This is a genomic window from Streptomyces telluris, from assembly GCF_024519335.1.
Taxonomy (GTDB): Bacteria; Actinomycetota; Actinomycetes; order Streptomycetales; family Streptomycetaceae; genus Streptomyces; species Streptomyces telluris.
The window spans coordinates 12,594-24,558 of record NZ_JANIID010000030.1 but is presented as its reverse complement, the minus strand read 5'-3'; the positions used below and the strand labels follow the sequence as shown (position 1 = coordinate 24,558).

Annotated in this window: 12 protein-coding genes; 3 read left to right on the top strand and 9 right to left on the bottom strand. The window is 71.8% G+C overall.

The window, feature by feature from the left end:
- Nucleotides 1–65 precede the first annotated feature (65 nt).
- From NQU55_RS27250 to sph, 5 genes are all read right to left on the bottom strand, one after another.
- Nucleotides 66–758 carry a LuxR C-terminal-related transcriptional regulator gene (locus tag NQU55_RS27250; protein ID WP_168095136.1) on the bottom strand — a complete coding sequence of 231 codons (693 nt, stop codon included), beginning with the start codon at nt 756–758 and terminating at the stop codon, nt 66–68.
- A gap of 136 nt (nt 759–894) precedes the next feature.
- Nucleotides 895–2,190, bottom strand: coding sequence for a sensor histidine kinase (locus NQU55_RS27245; RefSeq protein WP_168095135.1), 1,296 nt, complete (start codon nt 2,188–2,190; stop codon nt 895–897).
- A gap of 129 nt (nt 2,191–2,319) precedes the next feature.
- A complete protein-coding gene (locus NQU55_RS27240) occupies nt 2,320–2,922 on the bottom strand; it encodes a winged helix-turn-helix domain-containing protein (RefSeq protein WP_168095134.1) in 603 nt (200 codons plus the stop codon).
- A gap of 398 nt (nt 2,923–3,320) precedes the next feature.
- Nucleotides 3,321–4,364, bottom strand: coding sequence for a S66 family peptidase (locus tag NQU55_RS27235; protein ID WP_168092585.1), 1,044 nt, complete (start codon nt 4,362–4,364; stop codon nt 3,321–3,323).
- Nucleotides 4,365–4,397: 33 nt separating this feature from the next.
- Nucleotides 4,398–5,390 carry a sphingomyelin phosphodiesterase gene (gene sph / locus NQU55_RS27230; protein ID WP_168092586.1) on the bottom strand — a complete coding sequence of 331 codons (993 nt, stop codon included), beginning with the start codon at nt 5,388–5,390 and terminating at the stop codon, nt 4,398–4,400.
- A 246-nt stretch (nt 5,391–5,636) separates the two neighbouring features.
- Here sph and NQU55_RS27225 point away from each other — a divergent pair, with 246 nt between their 5' ends.
- Nucleotides 5,637–6,263 (top strand): HAD family hydrolase, encoded by a 627-nt coding sequence (locus NQU55_RS27225; RefSeq protein WP_168092587.1) that lies wholly within the window; start codon nt 5,637–5,639, stop codon nt 6,261–6,263.
- A gap of 97 nt (nt 6,264–6,360) precedes the next feature.
- Here the strand turns inward: NQU55_RS27225 and NQU55_RS27220 are convergent, their stop codons facing one another.
- Both NQU55_RS27220 and NQU55_RS27215 read right to left on the bottom strand, forming a co-directional pair.
- On the bottom strand, nt 6,361–8,238 hold the full coding sequence (locus NQU55_RS27220) for a glycoside hydrolase family 15 protein (protein WP_256791343.1): 1,878 nt from the start codon (nt 8,236–8,238) through the stop codon (nt 6,361–6,363).
- 137 nt (nt 8,239–8,375) lie between these two features.
- A complete protein-coding gene (locus tag NQU55_RS27215) occupies nt 8,376–8,750 on the bottom strand; it encodes an arsenate reductase family protein (protein ID WP_168092588.1) in 375 nt (124 codons plus the stop codon).
- Nucleotides 8,751–8,869: 119 nt separating this feature from the next.
- Between NQU55_RS27215 and NQU55_RS27210 the strand changes: the two genes are divergently transcribed.
- Together NQU55_RS27210 and NQU55_RS27205 are read left to right on the top strand one after the other, a co-directional pair.
- Nucleotides 8,870–9,133, top strand: coding sequence for a hypothetical protein (locus NQU55_RS27210; protein ID WP_058044727.1), 264 nt, complete (start codon nt 8,870–8,872; stop codon nt 9,131–9,133).
- A gap of 108 nt (nt 9,134–9,241) precedes the next feature.
- On the top strand, nt 9,242–9,997 hold the full coding sequence (locus NQU55_RS27205) for an SDR family oxidoreductase (protein ID WP_168092589.1): 756 nt from the start codon (nt 9,242–9,244) through the stop codon (nt 9,995–9,997).
- Between the two features lie 50 nt (nt 9,998–10,047).
- Here the strand turns inward: NQU55_RS27205 and NQU55_RS27200 are convergent, their stop codons facing one another.
- Both NQU55_RS27200 and NQU55_RS27195 read right to left on the bottom strand, forming a co-directional pair.
- Entirely contained in the window at nt 10,048–10,233 is a 186-nt protein-coding gene (locus NQU55_RS27200; protein ID WP_168092590.1) for a hypothetical protein, read from the bottom strand.
- Between the two features lie 313 nt (nt 10,234–10,546).
- The gene (locus tag NQU55_RS27195) at nt 10,547–11,962 is read right to left on the bottom strand and encodes a hypothetical protein (RefSeq protein ID WP_168092591.1); all 1,416 of its coding nucleotides are present in this window, start codon (nt 11,960–11,962) and stop codon (nt 10,547–10,549) included.
- Nucleotides 11,963–11,965: the final 3 nt, after the last annotated feature.

Below are 11,965 nucleotides of genomic sequence, written 5' to 3'. Positions count from 1 at the left end.
ACGGACGCGTGCGCGGCGCACGTTAACCGCCGTCCCCTGCGGGAGCAACGGGACGCGCTCGGCGTTCAGCCCCGCCCGGGGTGCCGGTGGGCCGGTCGGCCCCGGCCGGAACCGCCCCGGTCGAGGTACGCCAGCACCGCGAGGACGCGGCGGTTGTCGTCGTCGGACGGCGGCAGGCCGAGCTTGCCGAAGATGTTCGACGTGTGCTTCGCCACCGCCCGCTCGGTCACCCGCAGCTGCGCGGCGATCGCCGTGTTGGACCGGCCCTGCGCCATCAGCTCGATCACCTCGCGCTCGCGCGGCGTCAGCCGGCCCATCGGCCGGTCCTGCTCCCGCCGGGCCAGCAGCTGCGAGATGACCTGCGGATCCATGGCGGTGCCGCCCGCCGCGACCCTGCGGACCGCGTCCACGAACTGGCCGGCCTCGAAGACCCGGTCCTTGAGCAGGTAGCCGACCCCGCCGCTGCCGTCGGCGAGCAGCTCCCGCGCGTACAGCTGCTCCACGTGCTGGGACAGCACCAGCACCGGCAGGCCCGGCGTCTCCCGCCGCGCCGCGAGGGCGCACTGCAGGCCCTCGTCGGTGAACGACGGCGGCAGCCGTACGTCCACCACCGCCACGTCCGGCCGCAGCCCGGCGAGGGCCCGGGAGAGCTCGGGCCCGCTCTCCACGGCCGCGGCGATCTCGAAGCCGTACGCCTCCAGCAGCCGGACCAGGCCGTCCCTCAGCAGGAACAGGTCTTCGGCGAGCACAACGCGCACGGGCACTCCATCGTCGGCGGCGGGAAGGCCGGCGCCCCTCGACGGCCCGGCGGGAAGGGGCGGTTCGCCTCCGCCGTCGCCGGGCCCGCAGGGGCGCCGCGGGGGCCCGGCCCCGGCCGGGGCGGGCGGCGGTCGCTCAGCGCAGGGCGCAGGGGATCTCCATCGTCACCATCGTGGGGCCGCCGGCCGGGCTGCTGACGGCCAGGACCCCGTCCAGCGTGCCGAGGCGGCGCTCGACGCCCGCGAGCCCGGAGCCCGCGGACGCGCCCCGGGTGCCCGGGCCGCCCGGCACGATCGCCCCGCCGCGGCCGTCGTCGGTGACCGCGATCCGCAGCATGCCCCCGGCGTGGTGCACGTCGACCCACACCTGCCGGGCGCCCGCGTGCTTGGCGGCATTGGTGAGCACCTCGCTCACCGCGAAGTACGCCGCCGTCTCGACGGGCTCAGCGGCCCGGCCCGGCAGCTCGACGTCCACCTCGACGGGCATCCGCATCCGCAGCGCGAGGGCCCGCAGGGCGTCGCCCAGGCCGCGCTCCGCGAGCACCGGCGGGTGGATGCCGCGGACCAGGTCGCGCAGCTCGGTCAGGGCCTCGGCCGAGTCGGCGCGGGTCGCGGCCACGAGCTGCTTGGCGCGGGCCGGGTCCGTCTCGATCAGCGCCTCGACGGTGCCGAGGCTCATCCCCATCGCGACCAGGCGGGCCTGCGCCCCGTCGTGCAGGTCGCGCTCGATCCGGCGCAGCTCGGCGGCGGAGCCGTCCACGGCGTCGTGCCGGGTCTCGGTGAGCCGGTCGACGCGGCGCGCCAGCTCGCGCTCGCGGAGGGTGGCCGCCCCCGGCGCGAGCAGCTGCTTCGCCGGCAGGAAGTGCAGGCGCAGCAGCGGCTGCGCGACGAAGAGGGCAAGCACGGCCAGGACGCAGCCGAGGCCGGCCGCCAGGCCGGCGGTGAACTGGTCGGTGACCGGGATGAACGCGTACCAGTGGGTGCCGTCCGCCCGGACGATCGGCTTCCAGACGCCGAGGGCCAGCACGACGCCCCAGGGGAGGTGGAGGAGGAGGGTGGCCGGCAGGAGGGCCAGGAGCGCGCCCGCCGTCGCGTCCACGAGCAGCCACAGCAGGTCGCGCCAGGTGGCGGGGTCCTTGAGCAGGGCCGTGCAGTGCTCCACCTGACCCGCGAGACCGGGGCGCCGGGCGGGCAGCGGCCGGTACGGACCGGGGATCTCCACGCCCGCCCATGCCCGTGCCTGCCGGCGCCGCAGCGCCGCGTGGGCCCGTACCCCCGCCAGCGCCACGGGGGTGGTGAACAGGCCGATCCCCAGCACCGTGAAAGCCAGCGACACCACGGTGAGCGTGAACAGCACGATCGACACCGCCATGCCGAAGACGGCTAGCCACAGGCCGCGGGCAGCGGCCGCCAGTGCGTTGCCGATCTTCATCCGGTGTACCCCCGCGTGCGCTCCCGGGCCCGTCCCCCGGGCCCGGGAACCAGTCTGGGCGGCCGACGCATGATCGTCACTGGGGGCACCGCCCCGGCCGGGGGTGGGGCTGGCCCCACCCCCGCAAGATCAGTAGCCGACGGGCGGCGCGTACTTGTAGCCGACGCGGCGGACGGTGACGATCGAGGCGCGGTGCTCGGCGCCGATCTTGCGGCGCAGGCGGGCCACGTGCACGTCCACGGTCCGGCCGTCGCCCACGTGCCCGTAACCCCACACCGTGGTCACCAACTGGTCGCGGGTGTGCACCCGGTGGGGGTGCGCGACGAGGTGGGCCAGCAGCTCGAACTCCAGGTACGTGAGGTCGAGCGGGCGCCCGGCCACGCTGGCCGTGCGCTGCTCCGGGTCGATGCTCACCAGCGCGTCCCCGTGGGTGGCGGCGGGCGCCGCCTCGGGGGCCTGCTGCTCGGCCGGCACCAGCACCAGGTAGCCGATCATCGGCGGCTGGCCCGGCAGGGTGGGCAGGGTGTGCTGCGGCGCCGGCAGCCAGGTGGCCGCACCGGAGTGCAGCAGCTCGGCGACCGGCGGCACCTCGTCCGGCGCGACGGCCCGGAGCCGGTGGCGGTGCGCGGTATGGGACGGGTGGGCGGGGTGCGCGGTGGTGGACGAGGCCGTGGCGGTGGCCGCGGCCGAGGCGGACGGGGCGGGCACGGTGAGGGTACGGAGGTTCGTCATGGAGAGCTCAGCTCTTTCGCGCGAGAGACCGTCGAGGGGACGTGCGTGTGCGCGGGGCCGTTGGCCGGAACCGGGGACCGGCGGCTGACTTCGACGTGGGGGTCAGCGGGAGGAGAGGGCCTGCGCGGAAGTCGCGCGGCAACACACTCGGTCGAAGTCGTCGTGCTGACGGGAAGGCCAGAAGGGCTCGAGGTCGGTGCGACCCGTCGCGGTGTTCTGGAAGCTGGCCATGCCCCTATTGAAGCATGACCTGCGGCGGGACAGCAGACTCGGAGGGGCTGCGGATACGCGATCCTGGCGTGATGCGGACCACCGTGAACGCCCCGGCGAATACGGAGTAATCGGCTCCGGGTGGTGGTGGTGGGCGGTGGTGGTGGGCGGTGCGGCCCGGGCGGCCGTCAGTACGTGACCGTGATCCGCCGCGCCGGGCCGTCCACCCGCACCACGCCCCCGTACGGGATCACCAGCTGCGGATCGGTGTGCCCCAGGTCCACGTCGAACACCGCCGTCATCCCGGGCGCGTACGCGTCCAGCGCGCGCTCCACCGCCTGCCGCTGTGCCCGCCGGTACGCGGCCCCGTCCTCGCGGCTGAGCGGCCGGTCGAAGGACCACGCCTTCGCCCGGCCCATCAGCAGCGCGGAGAACTGCCGCAGCAGTCCCCTTTCGCCCATATTGCGCAGAATGCGGAAAACGTCCTCGGCGGAGGGCAGCTCTTCCGAGGTCTCCAGGAACAGCACGCGGCCCTCGTACGCCTCGGGGTCCCCGATCTCCCGGTCGGCCATCAGCAGCCACGACAGCACCTCGATGTTGCCGCCCCACGCGATGCCCTCCACCGCGCGGCCGGCGTTCCGCCACGCCCACTCGTCGCAGGGCGCGAGCACCGGCTCGCTCGCGAAGGTCTTCGGGTCGTCCCAGGGGCGGTCGACGTCGTTCGAGGCGCCGGGCGCCGTGAACTCGTACGGCCCGGGGGTGAAGAGCGCGGCCCGCAGCGAGGCCGCCGTCCGCGGGTGCAGCGAACCGGGCCGGCCGAGCTCCGCCATCACGCTGCAGCCGTGGTAGCCGACGATCCCCGTGGCGCTCAGCCAGGCCAGCAGCGCGGTGTTGTCGCTGTATCCGAAGAACGGTTTGGGGTGCGCCCGCACGAGCTCGCGGTCCAGCAGCGGCAGCACCGTGATCTGGTCGTCGCCGCCGATACTGGCGAACACCGCCGTGATGCCCGGGTCGGCGAAGGCCGCGTGCAGATCGGCGGCCCGCTCGGCGGGGCTCGCCCCCATTTTCCGGGTCGTCGGATATTCCACCGGGCGCAGCCCGAATTCCGACTCCAGCCGCCGCAGCCCGAGTTCGAACGGAACGGGGAAGAGGCCCGGCAGCCCCGAGGACGGTGAGATCACCGCGACGCGGTCGCCGGGCCGGGGTTTGGGCGGGTACTCGGGTGCGTCCATGCGGTCACCCTAGGCCGCGCCGGGCCGTTCCGTTCAGGAGTTCCCGGCGATTACCGGATAGTGGTCACTGAGGTCGGTGTAGGTGTACTCCTTGCCCCAGCTGGAGACGGTCCACGGCGCCGAGGCCTCCTTGACCACCGTGTTCTTCCAGTTCGCCGGGCGGGCGTGGCCATTCCGGTGCAGGACGTAGTCCAGGTCCTCACGGCCGTCCGTGGGGTAGCGATAGGCGGCGATGGAGTTCTCCTTCGTGTCGAAGGAGTACGGGTGCCCGGTGCGCTCCGCCGCCGGGGCGAGATCGGCGTTCGCGAGCATGGCCGCGTATTCGCTCCCGTGCGCGTCCACATTCAGGTCGCCGGCCACCATGACCTGCTCTCCCGCGGGAATGTTCTTCGCGTCGAGGAAGGCGTCGATCTGCCGGAACTGCTTGGCCCGGTCCGCGGCCGCCTCGCCCTCCTTGCAGCCGCTGTCGGTCGACTGCGCGTGCGTGCCGACGACGTGCACCTTCGTGCCGTTCACGTTCAGCACCACGTAGGCGAAGCCCTTGTTGGACCACCAGTCCGCACCGCACGCGTCCTGGTAGATCACCTGCTCCTTGCGGACGATCGGCCACTTGCTGAGCACGGTCACCCCGCCGTCCTCCGGAGTGGTGGACGAGTAGTTCCCGCCGGTGGCGTCCCAGCCTTCCTTGCTGCGCCCGACGACCGGCGTCTGGTACGGATACCGGTCCGCCGCATTCGCCTTCAGCGCGTCGGAGGCGCCGTTGTCGAAGGCTTCCTGCAGGACGACGACATCATTGTTCCGGAAGAATCCGGCCGCGGGTATCTCCTTGGCGCGGTGGTCCTGCCCCCAGTTGGGATAGAGGTTCTTGCTCATGAGAAAGACGTTGTACGTCAGAACCTTCAATTCCGGCACGGGGGCGGCCTGGGCGGCCTGGGCGGCCGTTTGCGGCAGGGCCGCGGTGAGGGCGACGGCGGCGAGTGCGGTCGCGAGCGCGGAGGCCGCGCGGGCGGGCTTGAGGATCGGCACTGCAACTCCCTGAGGGGGTGGGGGCACCGTGGTCGCACGGTGCCCCAGTGCGAGCTGGGGAACGAGCCGCCCACATCAAATCAGCAGGCGTTACTTCCGGACAGACTTCAGGTGATCAATTCCCCTACGCGCGCCGACGACTTCGTGACGGGCCCACGTGTCGTGCACGCGCATGAGTCGTTGAATCCGTTGGAAGAGATGAGTTCGGAAGAGGTGCGGTGTCCGGCCCACCGTGAGGAGTTCCCCATGCCCCAGCCCCTGCGCCAGGGCCTCGTTCTCGATTTCGGCGGGGTCCTGACCACTCCGGTCGCCGAGTGCACCCGGGCCTTCTGCCTGCGCGAAGGCCTCGCCCCCGACGCCTTTCTCCAGGTCATCTCGGCGGACCCGGAGGGCAGCGAGATCTACGCCCGGCTGGAGCGCGGCGAGATCGGCCAGGCCGAGTGGAACGAGCGCACCGCCGCCCTGCTTGGAGTCGATCCCGCCGATCTGATCGCCCGCGTCCTGGCCGACCTCAAGCCGGAGCCCCTGATGCTGGCGGCCGCCCAGTCGGCCCGCCGCGCGGGCGTGAAGGTGGGCATCCTCTCCAACAGCCTGGGCTCCGGCCCCTACGACCCCTACCGGGGCTACGGCTTCGACACCCTGTACGACGCCGTGGTCCTGTCCGGGCAGCACGGCATCCGCAAGCCCGAGCCCGGGATCTACCCGGTGGTCCTCAAGCAGCTGCAACTGGCCGCCGAGGCCTGCGTCTTCGTCGACGACTCCGCCCGGAACCTCACGCCCGCCCAGGACCTCGGCATGACCACCGTCCTGGACGGCGATCCGGCGGAGACGGTCAAGCGCCTGGAGGAGATCTTCGGGCTCCCGCTGAGGTGACGCGAGGTGGCGGGGGCGGCGGCCAGGGGGACCGCCCGGGCCGTCGGGGGTCCCGCCGGGGCCCGGGGCCGGCCGGGGTCCTTGTCGCTTCCCGGGGTCAGCTCGCCTGCCAGTGCCGGGCCGCCGGGCCGTGGTGTGCCGCGAGGGCACGGTCCAGGTTCGTGGCGGCGCTGATCAGGGCGAGGTGGGTGAACGCCTGCGGGAAGTTCCCGAGCGCCTCGCCCGCCGGCCCGATCTCCTCGGCGTAGAGGCCGAGGTGGTTGGCGTGCGTGACCATCTTCTCGAAGACGTAGCGGGCCTCGCCGACCCGGCCCGAGCGGGCCAGCGCCTCCACGTACCAGAAGGAGCAGAGGTTGAACGTCCCCTCGCTGCCGTCCAGCCCGTCGCCGCCGCCGGCGCCGTCGGTCCGGTAGCGGTGCACGAGGCTGTCGCTGACCAGCTCCTCCTCGATCCGCCGCACCGTGGACAGGAACCGCGGGTCCTTGGGCCCGGCGAACTTCACCAGCGGCATCACCAGCAGCGAGGCGTCCAGCGTCACACAGTCCGGGTACTGGCAGTAGGCGCCGGCCTCCGGTGACCAGCAGCGGTCCTGGACGAACCGGTAGGCCGCCGCGGCGGTGTCCCGCCACTGCTCGACGGGGGCGGGCATGCCGCGGTGCCGCGCGATGCGCATGGCCCGCTCGAAGGCGACCCAGGTCATCAGCGCGGAGTACGTGAAGCGCCGCCGGCCGCCGCGGGTCTCCCAGATCCCGTCGTCGGGCTCCTCCCAGTTCTTCTGCAGCCAGTCGAGCTGGCGGGCCAGCGCCTCCCACAGCTCGTAGGAGATGGGCTCGGCGTGCTTGTTGTACAGGTAGACGGAGTCCATGAGCTCGCCGTGGATGTCGAGCTGGGTCTGGCGGGCCGCGGCGTTGCCGATGCGGACCGGGCGCGCGCCGCGGTAGCCGCACAGGTGGTCCAGGACAGTCTCGGGCAGGTCGGCGCGGCCGTCGATGCCGTACAGCACCTGCAGCCCGGTGCCCGGCGGGGCCTGCACGCAGCGCTGGTGGAGCCAGTCGATGAAGGCGGCGGCCTCCTCGGTGAAGCCCAGCCGCATCAGCGCGTAGAGGGTGAAGGCGGCGTCCCGGATCCAGGTGTAGCGGTAGTCCCAGTTGCGGCCGCCGCCCGGGGCCTCGGGCAGGGAGGTCGTCGGCGCGGCGACCAAGGCGCCGGTCGGCTGGTAGACGAGCAGCTTCAGGGCCAGCGCCGAGCGCTCGACCGCCTCGCGGTAGCGGCCCCGGTACTGCGACTGGCGCAGCCAGCCGTCCCAGTACTGCAGCGTCTTGTCCAGCAGCCGGGCGGCCTCCGCGCCATCGAGCGGGCGCAGGACGCCCTCCCGTACGGCCCCGTCCCCGTCCCACTGCACCGCGAGCTCCAGCGACTGGCCGGGCTCCAGGGTCACCGTCGTGCGGGCGGCCGTGCCGTCCGGCGTCAGGGGCACGGAGGAGCGCAGCACGAGGAAGCCGGCGGGGCCGGTGAAGACCACTCCGGCGTTGCCGACGGTGCCGGTCTCGTGCGGGGCCCGGCCGTAGTCGAAGGCGGGCCGGCAGCACACGTCGATCGTGGCCCGGCCGCGCAGCACCCTGACCTGGCGGATGATCTGGCGGACGCCCGAGGAGGGGCAGGAGGGGTGGTCGGGGACCATGAAGTCGTACAGCTCGGCCACGGACTCCTGGCCGAGGAAGCGCGTCAGCAGCACGTTCGAATCCGGCATGTACATCTGCTTGGTGCGCTCCGCGCCGCGGACCGTGACGGAGAACGAGCCGCCGCGCTCGGCGTCGAGCAGGGAGCCGAAGACGGAGGGCGCGTCGAAGCGCGGCAGGCAGCACCAGTCGATCGTGCCGTCGACGCCGACGAGGGCGACGGTGTGCAGGTCGCCGATGATCCCGTGGTCCTCGATGGGCAGATAGCCGGGGCGGGTCTCGGGTATGTGCTTCACGGGCGCCTCCTGGATGGGGGCGGGCCTCACCACCCGTTATACCGCCGGTGGCGGCACGGCGCCCGGCGGAGCCCCAGGCCCTGGTCCCGGTCCCGGCCCGATCCGGTCCCGGCCCCGATCCGGCTCTGGCCCCGGCCTCAGCCGGCGGCCTGCGACCGGGACAGGGCTTCCCGTACGGCCTCCTCCGTACGGGCCACGACCGCCGTCCCGTCGTCGGCCGTGATGATCGGCCGCTGGATGAGCTTGGGATGCCCGGCGAGGGCGGTGATCCACCGCTCGCGCGCGCCCTCGTCGCGCGGCCAGTCCTTGAGGCCGAGCTCCTTCGCCGCCGCCTCCTGGGTCCGCGTGATGTCCCACGGCTCCAGCCCGAGCCGGTCGAGCAGCGCGCGGAGCTCGTCCTCGCCGGGGACGTCCTCGAGGTAGCGGCGGACGGTGTAGCCGGCGCCCTCGGCGTCGAGCAGGCCGAGGGCGCTGCGGCACTTCGAACAGGCGGGATTGATCCAGATCTCCATGCCCCACACCGTATCGCCTGCCCCCGTCAAATCCCCTCTGAGCTGGGGCGATTGTCAGTGGGGGGCAGTAAAATCGAAGACAGACGAGAGAGGTTACGAACCCCTCAGGAGGAACGCCGATGGCCGTAGCCGCACCCACTCTTCCCACCCTGCCGAAGGAGCCGCTGCCCGCGGGCCGCCCGCGCGGCTGGTACGAGGCGCACAACCGCCAGCTGAAGGCCATGCGCCTGGCCATCGCCCTGCTGCACACCGGGGTGTACCGCCCGGAGCAGGCGAGCAACCGCCGGATACGGGCGACCGCCGTCCGCATCGGAGTCCACGCGCCCTCCGACACCACGTGCCGGGCCGTGCGCTCCCTCATCCACGACGCCGCCAACTACTAACCACCACTGAACGGCAGGCACGGGCCTCTCCCGGCCGCCCGCATGCGAACCCTTTCACTTGCCCATAACGTGACAAGAGGTTCGTCATGTCGTCACCGGGAGAGGTCCATGCCTGCTCGTACGCTCAAGGACAAGGTGGTCGTCATCGGCGGTGCGTCGAGGAACCTCGGCGGCCTCATCGCCCGGGAGATCGCCCCGGACGGCGCCAGGGTCGTCGTCCACTACAACAGCGATTCCTCCCGCGACAAGGCGGAGCAGACCGTCGCGGACGTGAAGAAGGCCGGCGGCGACGCCTTCGCCCACCAGGGCGACCTCACGAAGGTCGCCGAGGTCGAGCAGCTCTTCGACGCCGCGGTGCGGACGTTCGGCAAGGTCGACTGCATGGTCAACACGGCCGGCATGGTCATCAAGAAGCCCATGACCGAGACCTCGGAGGAAGAGTTCGACAAGATGTTCGCCGTCAACACCAAGGCGGCGTACTTCATGATGCGCGAGGCCGCCAAGCGCATCGAGCGCGACGGGGCCATCGTCACGATCGTGACCTCCCTGCTCGCCGCCTACACCGGCCTCTACTCCGTCTACGCCGGCAGCAAGGCCCCCGTCGAACACTTCGCCCGCGCCCTCTCCAAGGAACTCTTCGGCCGGAACATCTCGGTGAACAACATCGCCCCCGGCCCCATGGACACCCCGTTCTTCTACCCGGCCGAGACCGACGACTCCGTCGCGTACCACAAGTCCTCGTCCATGAACGGCGACCTCACCAAGATCGAGGACATCGCCCCCTACGTGAAGTTCCTGCTCACCGACGGCTGGTGGCTCAACGGCCAGACCCTCTTCATCAACGGCGGCTACACGACCCGCTGACCTACCGACGGCGCTGCCGCCGGTAGGTTCATGCTGTGCCCGGCTGGAGGTTACCCGGACGTACGGTCCTCGTCTCGAGGGCCGGGTTCGACGCCACCGTTCAGTTCCTGACGCACTCGACGCCAGGCGCGGATGATCTGAGGAAGCCGCGACAGCACTTCGGTGATCTGCCCCAGCAGCAGCATGACGCACCCGAACGCCGCAAGGACGAAGAGGGTCACGTTGTCCCACTTCATCGCGCGGCCCCCGTCCTGAGCCAAGACGGAACGGGGAACTGGGAATCCGCATGGTTGGCAGTGATTCTGGGCATGGCGATACCTCGCGTCACCCCGGCTGACACATTCGGTCGAATATGAATCTCAGGGAACCCACGGATGGTTTCCGTGCGGAGCTGGGCGAACGATGCCCATATGCAGCGTCCTGGGGTGCCGGGGCCCGTGAGGACAGTGCTGCCCGCCGACTCTCCGTGAGCCGGGCGCACCGACGCTTACGTGTTCGGAGCGAGGAGTTCCGGCCGGGCCCGGCAACGGGCGGGCAGGCCGGACGGGTCTAGCCGAGCAATCCCCGGCCCGACAGCCAGTCGAGAGCGTTCGCCCCCAGTCGATCGGGCGCTTCAAGGAGCGCGGTCTCCACCGCTGCGAGGTCGCTGAGCGCCGCGGGTGCGCCTGAGCGGTCCAGTACGGAGAGACGCTCCATCGCCGAAGCGACGGCGTCGGGCCAGCCTGGCATACCGAAATGGGTCGGAGCCTTGAAAGCGGCCGAGGCGGCTCTATGCAGCAGCGCCGCGCGCCAGCCCTGCTCACGCATCACCTCTGCCGTGAACCAGGCACGGTCGTCGACATGCCGGACGAACTCCGCCATGGACTCGGGCACCGCTCGCAGTGCGAAGCGTGAGCCGCCGGCCCAGGGAAGGTTCACGTCCGAGGCGACGGCCACGAACGCGAGCAGCGCCTCGGGCCCGTCTTCTCGCGCGGCCACCAGCGTCGCGCGGGCTCTGCGGTAGAGATCGACGCTCTGGGCGAAGATTTCCCCGTCACTCGGCCCGGTGTCGGCCGAGTGGATCACATCCAGCAGCCCCTCGCGCCAGGCGTCAGTGACGAGACCGACCGCCGCCGCGCTCACCAGGACGTCCGTGTCGTCCGCGTCGATACCGAAGTGCGCCAGGGCAAGAGGGGCCTGCTTCTCGATATCCGGAAACGGAGGGTCCTTCTCCTTGGTCTCGGTCTTCCCCGGGAGAGAGTCGCGCCAAGGCGACAGGGGTTCGGGCTGCGGCTTCTCCACGGTGATTCCGTGCTCAGCCAGGTCATCGAAAACGGCGTCCGGTCCGCAGTCGATGTGCGAGGAGTCATGCCGTCCCGAACAGTCTTCCGGGCACTCAAGCTCCTCGCACATCTCCGGCGCTTCGGGCTGCGCCTCATTGATCAGGTGGTAGGTGAGCCGCTCTGCCACCGCCTCCCGTGCCGCGATCATGGCCAGGTCAAGCCGGAAAGCCTCGTCCCTCAGCTCGGAGTCCTCGGGACCCACAGAGGCAGGCGGTTCGGGTGCGTCCGGGATCCAGTTGTACGCCGATTCCAGTGAGACCGTCAGCCAGGCGACACGCAGTGCCTCAGTTTCGCCGCCTTCGGCCAGCCCGGCCACGGCCTCCGCGGCCTGCCGCACACTGTCGAGCCGGGCGAGATGCCGCTCACGGACGGGCACCCAGGCTGCGGACTCCGCTCGGGCCCGCTCAGCATCCTGCACCAGCGCGGCGTCGCGGGCCCGCCGCGCCCGGGTGACCAAACGGGTCAGACAGGGGCGGCACCCGAAGAGTCCGGACGTCGGTGTCGGGCCGAGTGGTACGGCCGCGAGCTCTTCACCGAACGGCCCGTCGCAAAGGCAGCAATCAACGCCGCCCACCTGGCGAGACGTGGGTACGCGGGGCACGGCGGTGCGGATCGTGTCATGGGCGTAGGCAGGGATGTGCACGGT

Bases quoted from the DNA above. Each gene is read 5' to 3' on its own strand.
- NQU55_RS27245 (WP_168095135.1), bottom strand. From the start codon at position 2,190: ATGAAGATCGGCAACGCACTGGCGGCCGCTGCCCGCGGCCTGTGGCTA.
- NQU55_RS27240 (WP_168095134.1), bottom strand. From the start codon at position 2,922: ATGACGAACCTCCGTACCCTCACCGTGCCCGCCCCGTCCGCCTCGGCC.
- NQU55_RS27235 (WP_168092585.1), bottom strand. From the start codon at position 4,364: ATGGACGCACCCGAGTACCCGCCCAAACCCCGGCCCGGCGACCGCGTC.
- NQU55_RS27225 (WP_168092587.1), top strand. From the start codon at position 5,637: ATGCCCCAGCCCCTGCGCCAGGGCCTCGTTCTCGATTTCGGCGGGGTC.
- NQU55_RS27215 (WP_168092588.1), bottom strand. From the start codon at position 8,750: ATGGAGATCTGGATCAATCCCGCCTGTTCGAAGTGCCGCAGCGCCCTC.
- NQU55_RS27210 (WP_058044727.1), top strand. From the start codon at position 8,870: ATGGCCGTAGCCGCACCCACTCTTCCCACCCTGCCGAAGGAGCCGCTG.
- NQU55_RS27205 (WP_168092589.1), top strand. From the start codon at position 9,242: ATGCCTGCTCGTACGCTCAAGGACAAGGTGGTCGTCATCGGCGGTGCG.
- NQU55_RS27200 (WP_168092590.1), bottom strand. From the start codon at position 10,233: ATGAAGTGGGACAACGTGACCCTCTTCGTCCTTGCGGCGTTCGGGTGC.